Raw genomic sequence first — 17,164 nt, 5'->3', positions numbered from 1 at the left:
ACNGAGATCAACACGCCGAAGATCGTCGCCACCGGGACTGAGGGCGGCACCGAGCTGTTCCCCATCACCTACTTCGGCGAGGAGGCGTTCATGAACCAGAGCCCGCAGCTGTTCAAACAGCTGATGGTCGGCTCCGGGCTGGAGCGCGTCTTCGAGATCGGTCCCATCTTCCGCGCCGAGGAGCACAACACGCCGCGCCACCTCAACGAGGCGACCTCCATCGACTTCGAGTCGGCCTTCTTCGACCACNNNGANGCGATGGACGTNNNCGANGCNGTCGTNANNGCCGCCTACGAGGCNGTCGACGANAACTGCCNGGNNGANCTCGANGCNCTCGGNNTCGCCGANGNGTTCGANGTNCCNNCGGGNGAGTTCCCGCGGCTCACCTACGAGGAGGCCATCGAGCGCATCAACGCGACCGGCGCGCTCGACGAGCAGCTCGTCTGGGGNGACGACCTNCCGACCGANGGCGANNNCGCNCTCGGCGAGGACGTNGGCGANCACTACTTCATCACTGACTGGCCCAGCGAGATCAAACCGTTCTACATCATGGATCAGGACGACGACGAGCAGCTTTCCACCGGGTTCGACCTGATGCATCCCCGGATGGANCTNGTCTCCGGCGGNCAGCGNGAACACCGCNACGACCNNCTCATCGAGGGGTTCGAACAGCAGGGGCTCGACCCCGACGCGTTCGAGTACTACACGAAGATGTTCAAATACGGGATGCCGCCCCACGCCGGCTGGGGGCTCGGCGGCGAGCGGCTNNTNATGACGNTGCTCGNCCTNGACAACATCCGNGAAGGCGTGTTGTTCCCGCGGGATCGGCAACGTTTGAGCCCATAGTCTCGATCTACGATTCTGCCGCTCAATTTTTTGTGATATGCCGAGTAGAGACACTTATGAGTGAGAGCGATTCTGCTGCTGGCAACACTGACGAGCAGCCACCGCTCGAACAGATCGCCGCGGGGATGACGACGACGCTGATTCTGCTTGTCGCCTTCGGCCTGCTCGCACTCGATGTCGCGTGGTTTTGGGTTGCTTTTCCGGTCGGCTTCGCCGGCGTGTTGCCGGCGGTGATGGGACTGGTGCGGTACTACGAGCGATCCGCGGCGACCGACGAGCCGGCCGCGACCGACGAGCGCGATGATCCTGTCGAAGCCCTCAAAGACCGATACGCTCGCGGCGAGATCGACGACGCCGAGTTCGAACGGCGGCTTGAGGAGTTGCTCGGATCGGCGTCGCCAGCGACGGTTGAGGAGGCGCGGTCGACGACCGCTGAACGCGAGTCGGCCCGCGAGCGAACCAGCAAGAATTAATCGCTCGCCGACGCTGGTAGGGGTATGACAGCGGGGGAGCCGTCGGCGACGGCGTTCGTCCCGGGGCATATCACCGGCTTCTTCAGCGCGCACACGGCCACCACCTGCTCACAGGCGGGCAGTCGCGGAGCCGGCATCACGCTCACTGACGGCGTCGAGGTAACCGTCACGCCCGGCTCTGGGCTCCGGCTCAATGGCGAGGGAATCGAGATGCTGCCTGTCGCAGACGTATGCAATCGCCTCGGCGTCGATGCCGCTGTCGACGCCAACACGTCGCTGCCGCTCGGCGCGGGGTTCGGCGTCTCCGGCGCGCTCGCGCTCGGAACTGCTCTCGCAGCGAATGCCGTCTTCGACTGCGGGAAGACGGAAAACGAATTGATTACACTCGCCCATTGCGCGGAGGTCGAAGCCGGCACCGGGCTCGGCGATGTCGTCGCGCAAGCCCGCGGCGGCCTCCCGATCCGGATCGATCCGGGGTCGCCGAGTCACGGTCGCCTCGACGGGCTGCCCGCTCGTCCGCAGATCGAGTACGTTACCTTCGGCGAGATGTCGACCGAAGCAGTGCTGTCCGGCGATACTGACCAGCTGACGGTCGCCGGCGAGTCCGCGCTCAGCCGGGTTTTGGAGTGGCCGACGATTGATCGGTTTATGACTGCTTCTCGGAAGTTCGCCGCCGACGCGGAGCTGCTGACCGACGAGGTCGCCGACGCTATCGACGCTGTTGACGAGGACGGCGGCGACGCCGCGATGGCGATGCTCGGCAACACCGTCTTTGCGACCGGTGACGGGCTCTCTGCCGCTGGTTACGATCCCCAGCAGTGTCGAACCGACGCCGGCGGTGCCCGACTGCTCGACGGGTAGCCGGCCGGCTCGAAGAGCGAACGTTTTGCCGTCGGAGTCGAATCCACAGCCAATGAGCGAGATCGAGCTGCCGGAGGATCACCCGCGGTATCAGTCGTTGCTGACGCGCCACCGGATCGAGGACGGCGTCGAGAAGGGTATCACGAGCCAGCAGGGGTTGATCGCCGAAGGCCGCGGCGAGGCCTTCGACTACCTGTTGGGCGAGCAAACAATCGACAGCGCGGACGACGCCGAACGCGCGGCAGCCGCCCAACTGCTGCTCGCCGACCATCCGGTACTCTCGGTCAACGGCAACGTCGCCGCCCTCGTCGCCGAAGAGATCGTCGCGCTCGCCGCCGCCGTTGACGCCGATATCGAGGTTAATCTGTTCAATCGAACCGAAGAGCGGATGGAAGCGATTGCCGACCACCTCCGCGAGCACGGGGCCGACGAGGTGAAGGGACAGACTGCCGACGGCCGNATTCCNNNNCTNNNCCACGNNCGCGCGANNGTCGACAGCGACGGCATCGGCGAGGCGGACGTCGTGCTCGTCCCGCTGGAGGACGGCGACCGCGCCGAGGCGCTCGCCGCGATGGGCAAGACNGAGATCGTCNTCGACCTNAACCCGCTNTCGCGNTCNGCNCAGNNNGCNGCGATTCCGATCGTCGACAACGTCATCCGCGCGGTCCCGAACATGACCGAGCACGCCGAGGCCCTTCGCGATGCGGAGCCCGAAACGCTGGAAGCGGTCGTTGCGGACTTCGATGCCGACGCCGCGCTGGCAGCCGCCGAGGAGGCGATCCGGAGCGGTTCGTTGACGTAATCCGGAAAACGACGACGTAGTGACAGTATCTGCGCCAGAAGACCTATTCGTCTGCCCGCGGAACGGGGTGCCATGCGTTTTGCCTCCACACGATCGACGGGATGTGGTTGGTGAGCCATGTCGTCACCGCCCCTCCATCTTGACCGTCGCAGCCTCCTCACGTCGCTCGGGCTCGCTGGCACCGCGTCGCTCGCGGGCTGTTCGGCGTTCGATTCCGCGCCGGATCGGAGTACCACGACGCTGAGCGAGGAGCGAACCCGCGAACTCGCCGAGGAGTACGCTCCGACGCTGTACTTCGACGAGGACGAAAAATGGTTCCCGACTGATCCTCGAACCTACGAATCCGAGCAGGACGGCGAGCCAGTCGTCGACGGTTTCGACGCGCTCAACGACTATACCGCGGCGTCGAACGACTCGGACACGCCGCCGGAACTGACGNTGTTCTANCACGNCGTCTCNTACGANGANTCGCCGCTNGCNGTNGTACAGTTCTGGTACTACTCGGCGTTCGATCAGTTCACCACGAACTTCCACTGGCACGACTGGGAGGTGTTACACGTCTTNGTCGANACCGACACCGANGANCCNCAGCTCTACGTCGCNAGNTCGCACTCCCGCAAGGTCCCCAACAACGAATTCCTCGACCCTGATCCCGAGATGCAGCCGCGCATCCTCTCGGAGCTAGGCTCGCATTCCAGCGCGCTGTCGGTTAATAACGTCGCCGATCGATTCCAGCGGCTCTCGGTCGACGGCGGGCTCGCCGACATCACCAACAGCGCGATCGAAACCATCGAGGACGTTGTCAACCTCCCCATCGCCTACGGGCTACCCCGGGATGAGGGATCCAGACTCCCCTACGTCGTGCCGGAACTCGACGGCGCGCCGCTCTACGAGCACGACCGGCTGCCGGATGTAGAGCGTACGGACTTGATTCCCGACGAACTGACCGTGAGTTCGTTCAGCGAGCTCACCTCCCCGCCGACTGAACTCCCCAACAGAACCACGGGGTCGACCTTCCAGTACGCCGGCCGGGATGAAACCGACGAGATCGAAGACGCCGTCGATGCCGAGTACGATCTCGTCTCGACGCGAGAGATCGAGCANATCACGGCGTTCACCGGCCCNCAGCTNAGCTTCGAGTTNNCNGTCCCGCAGTTCGCNGAGGACGCCATCGCCGGCCACATCACGACCACCGGCGTCCCGTGGGGCCAACCGCGGTACGACGATCCGGCGAAGGACATCTCGGATCGCAACCACCGCGCCGCCTTGGCCGAGCGGTACGACGCCATCGGCGCGCCGGCCTCAGCATCGACCGTCGTCGCCAGCCTCTCACAAGCCATCAGCAACGACGACGCCCCCGACGACGAAGGGCTGACGACCGACGACCTCGGCGTCGAGGGCGTCGCGCTGCTGGAGAGCGAGCCCGAAGCCGTCCCGACGTTCAGCGGCGTCGCCGTCGTCGACGACGTGCCCGCGGGCGAGCACCGGCTGACGGTCAATGGGGCCGGCGTCGAACCGCACAGTGAGACGGTCGGTGTCGACGAAGAGACCGAAACGACGCCGGCGGGCGTCGAAGGGTCGATCCCGCTTGTCGCCCGCGAGAACGCGACGAAACTCGAAGTCGACCCCAGCGAGTCCGACAGCGAGCTTACCGAGCTGGCCGTCGAGGACGACTTCGCCGGCCGGCTCTACGACGCGCCGCTCTCTGGCCCGGACGCGGTCTACGTCCACCGCGGCGGTGCGTACACGACCGAAGTCCGGGACAGCGACGACGAGGTCGGCGCGATCCGCGTCAACCAAGCTGCCACCGAGGCCGACGAGCGGGTTCGACTCGACAACCCCCAAACCGGCAAGGCCTCGCTGGCGACGTATCTCGCCGACGTAGCCGAGGAGACGAGTGCCGCCGTCGCGGCCGTTGAGGACAGTGGTGGTGACAGCGATGATACCGACGACGATACGACTGGCTCCGGGAGCGGCGGGGGCGGCGGCTCCGACCGCAACGAGACGCTTGAGGGCTCGGAAAACGCGGTTCGTGGCCTCCGGCGCGCCCTCGATGCGGTCGGCGAAGCCGCCCGGCGAGCCGCCGAGCGCGCCGCCGCCGGCGACCGCGGGCAGGCCGATCAGAGTCTCGCTAACGTCGAGGATCGGCTCGAACGGGTTGCGACGCGGCTGGCGGAAGCCAGCGACTCGCTCCCGGACGAAATCGAACGGGCGAGCGAACGCCGCTTAGAGCAGTCCCAGCGACGATCCGAACAGGCACGGGCCGCCAATAAGCTGTAAAATTCGGCTCTTAGACCGGCAGTAGTACCGTTTCAGGTGCCTGCGCGAAGCTATCGGGGGCGAAGACGACGGCTCCCACGACGACTGCGATGCTCAGCGCGAGCACCAACATCAGGACGGTACTCAGTCGGCCGAGGCCGAGGACCTGACTCAGCGATGGGCCCGAGTTACTCGGCTGTGGTGGCATGGGTTTCGGTGGTGGACGCACGTGGCGTCCGGGACATCAGTTGACTTCGATTCTCAGTGTTGAACATGGTTTGCGTCCGCCTGTTGTTGGATCACAGGCGTTACTCGGAGCAAGCACACGGCTATTGATAAAAATAGCTCCAAAATTATCGGCTTCGATAACGGTCAGCCCGTTACAGCGGGTTGGTGGCCGCGTTCGTGAGTCGCTCGCGGTCGTGGGGGGCCGCGAAGTCGATGTCCGGTCCCTTCGCAATGATGCCGTGCGGCGTCACGTCGGGGTGGGTCGTGTAGTAGTGCTCCTTGATGTGGTCGATATCGACCGTGTCGGCGACGCCGGGCTGCTGGTACATGTCGCGGAGGTACGGCCAGAGGTGCTCGTATTGGTGGATGTACTGCACGTTGCACATGAAGTGCGTGTGGTAGACGTGATCAAAGCGAATCAGCGTCGTGAACATGCAGATGTCGGCCTCGGTCAGCTTGTCGCCGGCGAGGAACCGCTGGTCGGCCAACACCTCGTTCCAGTGGTCGAGGGCGTCGAAGAGTTCGGTGACGGCCTCCTCGTAGGGCTCCTGTTTGGTCGCAAAGCCGGCCCGGTAGACGCCGTTGTTGATCGGCTCATAGATCTCAGTAATGATCTCGTCGATCTCCTCCTGCTTCGATTCGGGCGCGAGATCGACATCCCGCTCGCCGACCTCGCGGAACCCGGTCGTCAGCATGCGGATAATCTCTCGGGATTCGTTGTTGACGATGGTCTCCTCTTTCGTGTCCCACAGCACTGGCACCGTCACCCGGCAGGTCGCGTCGGGGTCGGCTTCGACGTACAGTTCCCGCAGGTAGTCGCTGCCGTGGAGTTTGTCGGGTGTGCAACCCTCCTTTTCGGGCGTGAACTGCCAGCCGTCGTCGCCGCGCCACGGATCGACGACCGAGACGTCGATGGCGTCTTCCAGCCCCATCAGCGCGCGGACGAGCAGCGTCCGGTGAGCCCACGGGCAGGCATACGAGACGTAGAGGTGATACCGACCCGCTTCGGCTTCGAACCGTTCGTCGGGTTCGGCGTCGATATGCTCGGGCACGTCGCTGCCGGCGATCCAGTTGCGGAACGTCGTTTCGCCGCGTTCGAAGGCGCCCTCCTCGTTGGTCGCCTGATAGGTGTCGGTTCGCCACTCGCCGTCGACAAGCATGTTCATGAGTACCTGTACATCGGGGGGCGATGGGCAAAAGGGTTCGCTGCGGTTACCTCCGGGTAACCGCCCCGGCAACGGCCAAAAGCGGTGTTTCCGCCGCGGATACTTGACCGGAACCGACTTGTACCACCAACAAATATTACGAGGTGGTATGTCCGAATCAGAGTTCAGCGGTTTCAGCAAGGCAGGCGAGGCAGAAGTGACCCGTGCGATCACCGAGGAGTTCAGCGACGAGTTCATGGACTTCACCGAAAGCGACGTGATCATCGTNGGCGGCGGNCCCTCNGGNCTGATGGCCGCGAAGGAGCTGGCCGAGCGGGGCGTCGACGTCACCGTCGTCGAGAAGAACAACTATCTCGGCGGCGGCTTCTGGCTCGGCGGCTTCCTGATGAACAAGGTGACCGTCCGNGNGCCNGNCGANNNNGTNCTCGACGAACTCGACGTGCCCCATCAGGAGAGCGAGGAAGTCGAGGGGCTTCACACAGCGAAAGGTCCCCACGCCTGTTCNNNNCTCATCAAGGCNNCCTGNGACGCNGGCGCGCGGGTCCAGAACATGACCGAGTTCACGGACGTCGTCGTCCGCGAGGGCCACCGTGTCGGCGGTATCGTGATGAACTGGACCCCGGTCCACGCGCTCCCCCGCGAACTCACCTGTGTCGACCCGGTCGCCGTCGAGGCGGACCTCGTCATCGACGCGACNGGCCANGAGGCNNTCGTCGNCTCGAANCTCGAAGAGCGCGGCGTCCTCGATGCCCCCGGTATCGAACACGCCAAAGAGAACAACACCGGGATGGATCAGTCGGAAGACGGCGAGTACGGTGCGCCCGGTCACGACTCCCCCGGCCACGACTCGATGTGGGTNNCNGAGAGCGAGGACGNNGTCGTCGANCANACCGGCNNNGTCCACGACGGCGTNNTCGCNACCGGNCTCGCCACGGCGACCACTCACGGCCTCCCGCGAATGGGGCCGACCTTCGGCGCGATGCTGCTGTCCGGCAAACGCGCGGCCTCCGTCGCGCTTGACGAACTCGGCAAAGACGGTGCCGCCGTCGACTTCTCGGCGTCGCCGACGCTCGCCGACGACTAAGCTGACAACACACTACAAATAGTCCCGCTGACGCGCGCCCTCCTTTGCAGCCCTCCACCTCTTGCAGCTTTCTACACTACGTCGCGGACGACCGCAGCGACCGCTGGCGCGTTCGGTCCGAGCACGTAGGAAATCGGCTCGATGCCGAAGCCGCCGGTCTGATAGAGCACGAACGTCTCCGTCAGGTCGGCATCGGCGACGGCATCGCCGATGGTCGCCGCCAACTCCTCGCTGGCCTCGGAGTCGAACTCGACGGTGCTGTAGCCGGCCGCCTCGAAGTCCGCGATCAGATCGGCGTCGTAAGCGATGTTGAGGCCAGCCGCGACGTCGACGCCGTGGTTCCGGGTTGCCAGCAGTACCGAGGCGGCGTGTTCGCTGACGCCGAACTCCGGCTCGGCGGGCACGGTGGCGCGGCCCTTGATGTCGAAGATGCGCCCTGGAACGCCGGCCACGTCGTCGACGGTCGTCGCCTCCGGCAGGCACTCTACGAGGTTCGAGCCAACGTTCGGAATGAGGGTGGCAAAACCGCTCATGCTCGTCAGCGTGCGCAGCCCGCGGCGGACCGAGGAGCGGACCTGTTCGGTCTGTCGAATGCGGCTGTCGGGGTCGTGGACCGAGAAGTCGATATCGGCCTCGGCGAGTTCCGGCATGGCGTCCTCGTGAACCTCGGCCAGCAGGTCACCGTCTTCGAGCTGGCGGATCAGCACCTCGATTTCGACGAGGGCTTGCACGCGGCTCATGTCGCCGGTCGCCAGCCCGTCGGCGACGCGCTCGACGAGTTCGACGACGCGGTCGTCGGCTGCGATGGCCTCGTTGTGGGCGACCTCGCCGTGGGCGTACTTCGAGACGGCCGACTGGCTGATCCCCAGCGCGTCGGCGACCTCGCGTTGGGTGAGGCCGCGGTCTCGGAGGGACTCGGCCAGCAGCGACCGAATCGTCGGGAGGAACTCCTCGACAACGAGTTCTTCGATGAATTTCATATATCGGACTGCTGTGGTGAACCGTTATCAGTGTCGTGGTTTATACTGTACAACGCGCCTACGATTCGAATTCCGGATCGTCCTGAATCTTTGAGGACTTGGGGCCGTCCTGATCCTGATACTTCGAGCCGCGCTCACTGCCATAGGGTCGGGTTGATTCGGATTTGAGTTCGGTAAAGACGAGTTGGGAGACGCGCATGCCGGGCGAGAGCGCGACCGGCGCGGCCCCGAGATTCGAGAGTTCGAGGGTAATCTGGCCGCGGTACCCCGGGTCCACGAAGCCGGCCGTATTCGAGAGGAAGACGCCGCCACGGCCGCCGAGGAAGTTCTCGATAACGCGGCCGCGCGGCTGGACTTCGAGGTCGTAGGTCGGTTCCACGCGGTCGGTTTTCTCGACTGCGGCCACTTTATCAAAGACGATGTCACCGTCGAGCAGGTCATCGAGACGAGACGTGTCGACGCCAGCGTCGGCGTAGACCTCACGGAACTGTTCGAGCGTCTCGCGCTTGACTGACTCGTACTCACGGTTTTCTACGTTCGAAATGCTCGATTTCGAGTTGTATCCCATTGCATCGGCCGCTTCGGCCATCGTCAGACCTGCCTCGTTGCGGTACTCGCGGAGCAGTTCGCTCGGCGTCGGGACGTACTGGCCGCGCTTGTGGGCGTTCGTTGAGAAATCAACACACCATTCGGTCATCTCGTTGTGGCAGTCGCTCGGTTCGATATACATCTCGCGCTCGCGGCTGTACATCGAGGTGTTGTAGCCGAGCCGCGTGCCGAGATACGCGGCGCGGTTGGCTAACTCCGCGTTGGCCGTATAGAGGGTATCTCGGCTCTCGCGTCGGCTACCGTCGCCGTCGATCAGTCCCTCATAGAGTGCTTCAAGAACGGGCGTCGGCCAGTCCCATGCCGCATCCGGGATCGTTTTTTCGTTCCCGCTCCCGCAGAGGTCGCGGACGAGTGCTGACCAGAGGGCCGAACAAACGGTGACGGCGGTCACGCCGCTGTCCTGTTCGTCCCATGACAGCGAGGCGTCCCACGAATCGAAGAAATCGGCGAACCGTTCGACGTACGCCTCGGTTTGATTGTTGACGACGACCTGTTTTCGGCGGGCGTACCCCTCGGCGATATAGAAGCCGAGACACCAGCCGAATTCTTCGCTGACGGGAAGCTGTCGCGGGAGCCGGAGCGTACTCTGTTTGAATGCGACATCGAGGTCGTCGGGTGCAGCCGTCGGCGTGACCGCGGTTGCCGGCGCGCTCGACTGGTCCTGATAGTGCCGTTCCGAGCCCTGTGGAACCGACTCCCAATCGACTGAACCGAGCCCATCTGATGCATACACAGTGAGTTCGTCGTTGTCGAGTCGGTCAAGGAGATCTATGGTCGGCGTTTCGGTCTCTGCTTCGGGGAGTTCTCCCGGCGTCATCACGAGTTCGCCCTCAGCGTCCTCGCTTGCGATCCGGGTCACGCCGCCGTGTTCGTCGAGCGTGAACAGGTTGTGGTCGCGTGTCACCAGCACCTCGCGGCCGGATTCGAGTTCGACGCGGTAGATGCGTTTCGTCGGGTTCTCGATGTAATCGGAGACGCGATGCGTGCTGACGCGCAGCGTCTGCGGATCGAAGGAGACGGCGTGTGCTGGCTGTTCGTTCTCGACGATCTCGCCGATCTCGTAGAATCCGAACCCGTCGGCCGGCGTCCAGAGGAAGACCTCCTCGTCGTACGGCAGCGATGCATGCACCACAACCGCAAGACGGCCCAACGATGAGCGACCTTCAACGGTGGCAACGAGATCCGAGGGAATCTCGACGCGCTCCTTCGTCGTGCCGAGGACGAAATCGCCCGGATGGAGGATGAATTCGTCGCCCTCCTCGACGTAGGTTTCCCGAACGTACTCGTCGACCTCGTCGGCGCGGTCAGGGTGGATACAGGGGATGTTGGTGCGCTGGAATTCGAGGAATTCGGAGCCGAGCCGCATATCGATGCTCGCCGGCTGGACTTGGGTATCGAGGTCGTCGATGGGCTCGACGACGAGGTCGCCCTCGCCCAGTCGTTCGAGCAGATCGGTATCCGAGAGGATCATGCCTCTCAGAGTGCGGCCAGCCGGCTAAAAACCAACGTAATCCGCCAGCGATCATCGCTCACCCACCGATCCATAGCCTCTTGGGAACCCCGTCGCAACACGGAGTATGAAACAGGTCATCGCCGCCCGGACCGATCTCGGGATGGGGCAGGGCAAACTCGCCGCGCAAGTCGCTCACGCGTCGCTATCGGCCTACGAGGACGCCGACCGCCGAACACAGAAAGCCTGGAAGGGCGACGGCCAAAAGAAGGTCGTCGTCAAAGTCGCCGGCGAGTCGGCCCTCTTCGAACTCGCCGAGAAAGCCCGCGTCGAGGGGTTGCCGAACGCGATCATCCGCGATGCCGGCCACACGCAACTCGATTCGGGGACGGCGACGACGCTGGCGGTCGGTCCCGGCGAGGAATCGCTGGTCGATAAGGTGACGGGCGATCTCTCGCTGTTCTAAGACTGGTTCCTCCGCTGTCCCGAGCAACGGATTTCGTTTGCTCGCTGTCGTCGGCGACCCGTACGGTTTTGCGTTTCGACGCCGATGGGCGACTGTGGACGCCAATCAGCAGCAGTTCGAAAACCCGTTCGGGATGGACGCCGACTGCACCAACTGCCCGAACCTCTGTGACGCCCGCGAGCACGTCGTCCACGGCTACGGCGATGTCGGCGGCGAGTTCCTCTTTATCGCCGAGCGACCCCACGCTGGCGCCGACGAGACCGGCATCCCCTTCACCGGCGACGACGCGGGCGAACGCCTCCAGTGGATCCTCGGCGAACTCGGGTTCGTTCGATCCGAGCCCGACGCCGACCGGCCGGATATGCAGAACGCCTTCTGTACCTATCTGACGCGCTGCCGGCATCCCGAGCGACCCCCGACGAAAAAGGAGATCGACACCTGCGAGCCGTATCTCAACGCCGAAATCCGGATGATGAATCCCCAGATCATCGTCCCGATCGGCCAGCGCGTGATCGAGTCGCTGGCGATGGAGTACACGACCCGCAAACCCGAGGAGTTCAACATCGACGAGATCCACGCGACGACGGTTCGCGGTCGCGGCTTCGAACTCGTCCCCATGCTGGAACTCGACCGCCAGACGGACGCCGACAGCGAGGCGTTCATCGAGCACCTGTCTGAGAACGTCTTTTCGCGCGATTACCGCCAGACGAAGGGCCGACAGAGTCGGTAGCGACGCCGTTGCCGCGGCAGCGTTGCTGCCTTGGATACTTTTAGCGACGAATATGCAAGCACCCAGCAAGTCGGCCGACCGACCAGCCGCCCCCTGGCGGACTGAAAGGGCGAAGCAGGGTCGGCGAACCCCGGCGACGTAAGCACCGCAACCGCGAGCGAAGCGAGCGGTGAGGAGCGCAGCGAGCCGCGGAAGCCGAGCCTGCTGAGGGCTTTCTATCACTATTTCTCGTCCACAGTTGCGCATCCGATTCCCACCCCGTCGTAGTCGCGGATCATCGCGTTCAAGACGCCGCCGCACCGAGAGCCGTCTATGACTGTTATCGCCGCCCTCACGCCGCCGCCGCGGGAGGGATTGGTGCTGCCCGAGTTGCCTGCGACGAGTCCACTCTCGACCGCCGAGGCGACCGACCTCTATCGGGCGATGCTGCAGGATACCTTCCGCGCGATCGACCGCTCCGGCGCGGAGCTGCTGGTGAATTACCCCAAATCCGAGCAACTGCCCGAGGCCCACCAAACTGACACCGAGCCGGTCGCGGAACTGCGCGCGCTGGTCGCCGAGGCCGTTGACGACACCGACGACGTGCGATTCGAGCCGCAGGTCGGCTCGTCGTTCTCGGCGCGAGCGGGCAACACGGCAACCCACCTGCTGCGCGACGAGGAAGCCAACTCAGTCGCCGTCGTCCGCGGCACCGCGCCGCTGTTGACTCGGCAACTGATCGACGAGGCGGCGATGAAACTCCGCACCAACGAGGTCGTGATCGGGCCGACGACCGAGGGCCGGGCCTACTACGCCGGGTTCACCGAACCGATCGATTTCAGCGAGGCGTTCGTCGGCATCGAACAGCAGCGACTCGCCGACCGCGCGGCCGACGCCGACTTGGAAACTGCATTCTTGCCGCTGTCGTCGGTCGTCGAAACCGGCGCGGATTTGCGGACGCTGGTGCCACAGCTTCGGGCGCGGTTCACCGCTGGGCGGATCGTCCCCGAGCAGACGGCCGCGTTCGTCCATGAGCACGGGCTGGCGGTTGTCGACGGCGATGACGGGCCAGAACTGATGATGGAGTAGGACCAACCAGAACGGTTTTTACCCGCGGTCACGCGTTTTCGGATGCGGTGGGATGGCAGAGTGGACTATTGCGCCTGCCTTGAAAGCAGGTGGCCTTTGGCCTCCTGGGTTCGAATCCCAGTCCCACCGAGTTCTCGCACGAACAACACGGCGAGCACCGCGTGTGCTCGCCATCGCTGTGAGCGCGTTCGTGTATTTCGAACAACTATTATTCCCGGCGGCTGACCGCCTCGTATGAATCGCCGTCGGTTTCTCTCGGTCTGTGGGACGACGTGCCCCGTTCTGAGTGGCTGCGTTGGGCGCGTCGAAGAGAACTCCTCGGAGCCGGATACTGCGTCTTCGACGCAAGCCGGTGGTCCCGGCGACGAGAGCCTACAGCAGTCAAATACTCTCCACATCTCGCTTGAAAATGCGGATGATGCCCGGTATAGCGTCACGGTTACGATCGCCAACGACGACGAAGAGCTACTGACCCAGCGGCTCACGCTCGCATCCGCTGCCACCCAGCAATTCGGGTTGGACATCTATCAGCCCGGTGTCTACACTGTTTCGGCCGTCGTGGACGACGAGCACCGAGAAGCGGTGTCGGTCTCGCTTGATGCATACGATATCAAGCTGGGGCCAGAGGTGTTCATCGAGATCACTGATGGAAGCCCTGTTCTCTCTGCCGACAAGCGATGAGGCGAATTTCCGAGGTCCACCCCGTTCTGTAATCAGTACCGCGCGACGGCATCCAAGATCCCGATGGTCTGTCCGAGCCCGACGGCTGCGATCCCGGCCAGTCCCAGTAGTTCGATGCCGCCCGCGGCCGCCATGAGATAGCCGCTCGCCCCGACGACGGTGACGGTCGCACTCCCGATGTAGATTTTCGTTGCCTCCGGCAGCAACAGCCCGGTATAGGTCAACCCGATGGCGGGCAAGAGCATCCACCCACCGAGGCTGATCGTCCACAGCGGCGTCGCCAGCGACTCGACGACGAAGCCGGCGGCTCCCAGCGCGGTGATCACCAGCCCCACGACAATGATCGCTCTCCAGCCGCGGAGCACGCGGTCGTCCATCTCTCGCCAGCCTGTCGTCAGGAAGAACGCGATGAAGCCGACCATCACCAGATGGGCGATGAAGACCGACCGCTCGCTGACGACGCCGCGGTGGGCGGCTCCGACAACGAGCCACGCCAGCGGAACGAGCAGTCCGGGGCCGGCTTCTCGAAGTGTTCGCTGCACGGTCGGCTGAGGTGTCGCCACCCACAAAGGGGTATCTGTTGGACGTGATCGTGCTCAAATACTGAGTTGGGTTTGGTGTGTACGTGTAGAAAGCCCTCGACACGCTCGGCTCCCGGGACTCGCTGCGCGCTTCGTCGCTCGCGGTGCTCGCTCCTGCAGTGCTTGCGTCGTCCGGGTTCGCCGAGCGGGCGGTCGGCAGAGCCGACCGCCGCAAACGTGGCGGCTTCGCCGCCACGCGCGTCTCGCCCTTTCAGTCCGCCAGGAAAGCCGGCTGGTCAGTCGGCCGACTTACCTGTTTGCCTGCTGTATCTGATCACGGCGGTTGTCACCGCGTCGCTATCGCGGTATCGTTGCTGGCCTCGCTGAAATACGGGCAGCCGCTAACCGATTCGGTTGCTGGAAGCGGCCAAACCGACCATTTGTCCATCCCGCGGCGACAGCAGAAGCCTATTAGTCGATCCCACCCCTTCCCTCTGTATGTCGACTACAGCCGCTGTTCTCTCCGATGACGCCCCCCTTGACCTCCGGTTCTCGGAGTCGGAGCTTGAGACGGTTCGGGACTCCCTCGTCTCGTTCATCGAAGCCACCGTCGCTGACGCCGACGCCGACGGCGCGACGCTCGGCCTCTCCGGCGGGATCGACTCGACGACGACGGCCTACCTCGCTGTCGAGGCCCTCGGGGCCGACGGCCTCCACGGGCTCGTCATGCCCAGCGAGGTCAACGACCCCGACAACATGAGCGACGCTGAGCGGGTCGCCGACGACCTCGGTATCGAGTACGACGTCATCGAGATCCAGCCCATCGCCGAGCAAGTCTTCGAGGCTGTCCCGAGTGCGACCGAGAACCGCATGGCGATGGGCAACGTCTACGTCCGCACGAGAGCCGTNNTCAACTACTTCGTCGCNAACGCNGANNNNCGGGTCGTNCTCGGNACNGGNAACCGCNCNGAGGCGATGACCGGCTACTTCACNAAGTACGGCGANCAGGCNGTCGACTGCAACCCNATCGGCNNCCTCTACAANCNGCAGGTCCGCCAGCTTGCCGCCTCGCTGGGCGTCTCCTCGGATCTCGTCGCCCAGACGCCGACTGCGGGCATGTGGGATGGCCAGACCGACGAGGCCGAACTCGGCCTCGATTACGACACCGTCGACGCGATTCTCGCGCTTCACATCGACGGCCCGCTGTCAACGGCGGCGACGCTGCGGACCCTCGATGAGGTTGACCGCAAACAGATCGAACGCGTCGAGTCGCTTGTCGCCGGCAGCGAGCACAAGCGCTCGATGCCGCCGGCTCCCGAGCCGCTCGGGGAGTAGTCGGCGGTCCCGCCCCGAATATTCCACCTCGCTGGTAGATAGCGACGACGAAAGGGATAACCCGTCCCCTCTGCAAGGAGTGGGCGATGAAGGAGTACAAGATGCGCCGTGGGGAGCATCTCGACGACCGCGTCCCCGACCTCAAAGCGAACATCGAATCGTATTTCGGCACCGTCACCGGGACCGAAGAGCACAACGGCCACGAACTGTACGTCGTTGAAGACCCGGACAACGCGGTCTTCGACCGTATCCTCGCTGGGGCCGCCGAGTACAGCGGCAAGAAGGACAAACTGGCCGTCCACTTCGAGGAGCGACCAGCGGAAGAAGTCATCGCCGCCGGCGAGGCCGACGCCGCCGAAGAGGCCGTCTCGCTGAAAAACGAGTTCCTTCTTGAGGCGACGGGCCGCGACGCGAAATCCCGGCGTGAGTCGCTGAAACGCGAAGTCGAGGACGACGCCCCCGACTACTGAGTGCCGGTTCCGCGGGTCCGCGCCACATCGCCCTCCCTGCCGTCGAGTAAAAACGCCCTAATTAAGTGCGGTCGCCCCCCGACCTCGGGTGATGGCCTCCTACGTGGGTGTCGACCTCGGGGCGACGAACATCCGGGCCGTTGTCGCCGACAGCGCGGCGACGATTCTCGGGAGTGCCAAAGCCGAAACGCCGCGCGGGCCGACGGGCATCGCGGTCACCGAAGCGATTCTCGAACTGATCCGCGACGCCTGCGGGCAAGCCGGCGTCACACCGGGCACCGTCACGGCCTGCGGGATCGGCTCGATCGGCCCGCTGGATCTCGCCGCGGGCGCGGTCGAAAACCCCGCTAATCTCCCTGATCAGATCGACCGGATTCCGCTCACTGGCCCGATTTCGAACCTCCTTGCGACCGACGACGTCTACCTCCACAACGACACCATTGCCGGCGTCATCGGCGAGCGGTTCCACGCCGAGCGCAACCCCGACGACATGGTCTACCTGACTATCTCTTCGGGCATCGGCGCGGGCATCTGTGTCGACGGTCACGTCATCAGCGGGTGGGACGGCAACGCCGGCGAGGTCGGCCACATGACGCTGGACCCACAGGGGTTCATGACCTGCGGCTGCGGCCACGACGGCCACTGGGAAGCCTACTGTTCGGGCAACAATATCCCACGGTACGCCGAACGCCTCCACGCTGAGGATCCGATCGACACTGCTCTCCAGTTCGACAATCCCGATTTCACGGCAGCCGACATCTTTGATCTCGCCGGCGACGACGAGTTCGCCGACCACGTCATCGACCAGCTCGCCCACTGGAACGCGATGGGCGTCGCCAACATCATCCACGCCTACGCGCCGCTGGTCATCAACGTCGGCGGTGCGGTCGCGCTCAACAACCCCGATCTGGTCCTTGATCCGATCCGCGACCGCCTCGACGAGATGGTGATGACGAACATCCCCGAGGTCAACCTCACCGATCTCGGCGACGACGTGGTTGTCAAGGGCGCGGTCGCCAGCGCGCTCACCGGCGGGACGGGCGACCGCTCGAAGCTCTGAGCGGTGATCGTTCACGATCATTCATCGCTGTCCGGACTGCTGGAACCGCAACTTACCCATACGTTGAGCCCATAG

At 64.5% G+C, this 17,164-nt stretch carries 17 protein-coding genes, 1 tRNA gene and 2 pseudogenes (1 of these 20 cut by a window edge); 14 read left to right on the top strand and 6 right to left on the bottom strand.

Annotated elements, in window-relative coordinates:
- The 5 genes and pseudogenes from aspS to EGH24_RS10345 form a co-directional block, all read left to right on the top strand.
- Window positions 1-846 (top strand): annotated as a pseudogene (aspS, locus tag EGH24_RS10365) (aspartate--tRNA(Asn) ligase); it begins 459 nt to the left of the window's first position.
- Window positions 847-902: 56 nt separating this feature from the next.
- Window positions 903-1,319 carry an SHOCT domain-containing protein gene (locus EGH24_RS10360; protein ID WP_246057965.1) on the top strand — a complete coding sequence of 139 codons (417 nt, stop codon included), beginning with the start codon at window positions 903-905 and terminating at the stop codon, window positions 1,317-1,319.
- Between the two features lie 24 nt (window positions 1,320-1,343).
- Window positions 1,344-2,180 carry a pantoate kinase gene (locus tag EGH24_RS10355; RefSeq protein WP_142980069.1) on the top strand — a complete coding sequence of 279 codons (837 nt, stop codon included), beginning with the start codon at window positions 1,344-1,346 and terminating at the stop codon, window positions 2,178-2,180.
- A gap of 52 nt (window positions 2,181-2,232) precedes the next feature.
- On the top strand, window positions 2,233-2,982 hold the full coding sequence (locus tag EGH24_RS10350) for a 4-phosphopantoate--beta-alanine ligase (RefSeq protein ID WP_142980068.1): 750 nt from the start codon (window positions 2,233-2,235) through the stop codon (window positions 2,980-2,982).
- A gap of 117 nt (window positions 2,983-3,099) precedes the next feature.
- Entirely contained in the window at window positions 3,100-5,262 is a 2,163-nt protein-coding gene (locus EGH24_RS10345; RefSeq protein WP_142980067.1) for a hypothetical protein, read from the top strand.
- Window positions 5,263-5,272: 10 nt separating this feature from the next.
- Here EGH24_RS10345 and EGH24_RS15390 read toward each other — a convergent pair whose 3' ends face one another.
- A complete protein-coding gene (locus tag EGH24_RS15390) occupies window positions 5,273-5,449 on the bottom strand; it encodes a hypothetical protein (RefSeq protein WP_185903301.1) in 177 nt (58 codons plus the stop codon).
- Window positions 5,450-5,621: 172 nt separating this feature from the next.
- Entirely contained in the window at window positions 5,622-6,635 is a 1,014-nt protein-coding gene (locus EGH24_RS10340; RefSeq protein WP_142980066.1) for a glutathione S-transferase family protein, read from the bottom strand.
- 148 nt (window positions 6,636-6,783) lie between these two features.
- On the opposite strand from EGH24_RS10340, the gene EGH24_RS10335 reads away from it, so the two are divergent.
- Window positions 6,784-7,719: an FAD-dependent oxidoreductase gene (locus EGH24_RS10335; protein ID WP_142980065.1), complete on the top strand. Its 936-nt coding sequence runs from the start codon at window positions 6,784-6,786 to the stop codon at window positions 7,717-7,719.
- Between the two features lie 71 nt (window positions 7,720-7,790).
- Here EGH24_RS10335 and EGH24_RS10330 read toward each other — a convergent pair whose 3' ends face one another.
- The 3 genes and pseudogenes from EGH24_RS10330 to dcd all read right to left on the bottom strand — a co-directional run.
- Window positions 7,791-8,699 (bottom strand): thiamine-phosphate synthase family protein, encoded by a 909-nt coding sequence (locus EGH24_RS10330; protein ID WP_142980064.1) that lies wholly within the window; start codon window positions 8,697-8,699, stop codon window positions 7,791-7,793.
- Between the two features lie 58 nt (window positions 8,700-8,757).
- Window positions 8,758-10,437: a dCTP deaminase domain-containing protein gene (locus tag EGH24_RS15600; protein WP_394348370.1), complete on the bottom strand. Its 1,680-nt coding sequence runs from the start codon at window positions 10,435-10,437 to the stop codon at window positions 8,758-8,760.
- A gap of 3 nt (window positions 10,438-10,440) precedes the next feature.
- Window positions 10,441-10,779 (bottom strand): annotated as a pseudogene (dcd, locus tag EGH24_RS15595) (dCTP deaminase); the annotation flags it as partial.
- 106 nt (window positions 10,780-10,885) lie between these two features.
- On the opposite strand from dcd, the gene pth2 reads away from it, so the two are divergent.
- The 5 genes from pth2 (at window position 10,886) to EGH24_RS10295 (ending at window position 13,703) form a co-directional block, all read left to right on the top strand.
- Window positions 10,886-11,224 carry a peptidyl-tRNA hydrolase Pth2 gene (pth2, locus tag EGH24_RS10315; protein ID WP_142980063.1) on the top strand — a complete coding sequence of 113 codons (339 nt, stop codon included), beginning with the start codon at window positions 10,886-10,888 and terminating at the stop codon, window positions 11,222-11,224.
- Window positions 11,225-11,318: 94 nt separating this feature from the next.
- Entirely contained in the window at window positions 11,319-11,954 is a 636-nt protein-coding gene (locus EGH24_RS10310) for a uracil-DNA glycosylase (RefSeq protein ID WP_142980062.1), read from the top strand.
- Between the two features lie 312 nt (window positions 11,955-12,266).
- Complete coding sequence (locus EGH24_RS10305; RefSeq protein ID WP_142980061.1) at window positions 12,267-13,022, top strand: TIGR04282 family arsenosugar biosynthesis glycosyltransferase; 756 nt, start codon at window positions 12,267-12,269, stop codon at window positions 13,020-13,022.
- A gap of 46 nt (window positions 13,023-13,068) precedes the next feature.
- Window positions 13,069-13,151, top strand: a tRNA-Ser gene (locus tag EGH24_RS10300).
- Between the two features lie 105 nt (window positions 13,152-13,256).
- Window positions 13,257-13,703, top strand: a complete 447-nt coding sequence (locus tag EGH24_RS10295) for a hypothetical protein (protein WP_142980060.1) — start codon at window positions 13,257-13,259, stop codon at window positions 13,701-13,703.
- A 32-nt stretch (window positions 13,704-13,735) separates the two neighbouring features.
- Here the strand turns inward: EGH24_RS10295 and EGH24_RS10290 are convergent, their stop codons facing one another.
- Window positions 13,736-14,245, bottom strand: a complete 510-nt coding sequence (locus EGH24_RS10290; RefSeq protein WP_142980059.1) for a hypothetical protein — start codon at window positions 14,243-14,245, stop codon at window positions 13,736-13,738.
- Window positions 14,246-14,722: 477 nt separating this feature from the next.
- Between EGH24_RS10290 and EGH24_RS10285 the strand changes: the two genes are divergently transcribed.
- The 3 genes from EGH24_RS10285 to EGH24_RS10275 all read left to right on the top strand — a co-directional run bounded on the left by EGH24_RS10285 (window position 14,723) and on the right by EGH24_RS10275 (window position 17,089).
- Window positions 14,723-15,559, top strand: a complete 837-nt coding sequence (locus tag EGH24_RS10285) for an NAD+ synthase (protein WP_142980058.1) — start codon at window positions 14,723-14,725, stop codon at window positions 15,557-15,559.
- An 86-nt stretch (window positions 15,560-15,645) separates the two neighbouring features.
- A complete protein-coding gene (locus EGH24_RS10280; RefSeq protein ID WP_142980057.1) occupies window positions 15,646-16,029 on the top strand; it encodes a DUF5611 family protein in 384 nt (127 codons plus the stop codon).
- 91 nt (window positions 16,030-16,120) lie between these two features.
- Entirely contained in the window at window positions 16,121-17,089 is a 969-nt protein-coding gene (locus EGH24_RS10275; RefSeq protein ID WP_142980056.1) for an ROK family protein, read from the top strand.
- Window positions 17,090-17,164 lie beyond the last annotated feature (75 nt).

The sequence above is a fragment of the Halonotius terrestris genome (assembly GCF_006861665.1).
Taxonomy (GTDB): Archaea; Halobacteriota; Halobacteria; order Halobacteriales; family Haloferacaceae; genus Halonotius; species Halonotius terrestris.
This window is presented reverse-complemented; position numbering and strand designations above follow the sequence as displayed.

Bases quoted from the DNA above. Each gene is read 5' to 3' on its own strand.
- EGH24_RS10360 (WP_246057965.1), top strand. From the start codon at position 903: ATGAGTGAGAGCGATTCTGCTGCTGGCAACACTGACGAGCAGCCACCG.
- EGH24_RS10355 (WP_142980069.1), top strand. From the start codon at position 1,344: ATGACAGCGGGGGAGCCGTCGGCGACGGCGTTCGTCCCGGGGCATATC.
- EGH24_RS15390 (WP_185903301.1), bottom strand. From the start codon at position 5,449: ATGCCACCACAGCCGAGTAACTCGGGCCCATCGCTGAGTCAGGTCCTC.
- EGH24_RS10340 (WP_142980066.1), bottom strand. From the start codon at position 6,635: ATGAACATGCTTGTCGACGGCGAGTGGCGAACCGACACCTATCAGGCG.
- EGH24_RS10330 (WP_142980064.1), bottom strand. From the start codon at position 8,699: ATGAAATTCATCGAAGAACTCGTTGTCGAGGAGTTCCTCCCGACGATT.
- pth2 (WP_142980063.1), top strand. From the start codon at position 10,886: ATGAAACAGGTCATCGCCGCCCGGACCGATCTCGGGATGGGGCAGGGC.
- EGH24_RS10305 (WP_142980061.1), top strand. From the start codon at position 12,267: ATGACTGTTATCGCCGCCCTCACGCCGCCGCCGCGGGAGGGATTGGTG.
- EGH24_RS10295 (WP_142980060.1), top strand. From the start codon at position 13,257: ATGAATCGCCGTCGGTTTCTCTCGGTCTGTGGGACGACGTGCCCCGTT.
- EGH24_RS10280 (WP_142980057.1), top strand. From the start codon at position 15,646: ATGAAGGAGTACAAGATGCGCCGTGGGGAGCATCTCGACGACCGCGTC.
- EGH24_RS10275 (WP_142980056.1), top strand. From the start codon at position 16,121: ATGGCCTCCTACGTGGGTGTCGACCTCGGGGCGACGAACATCCGGGCC.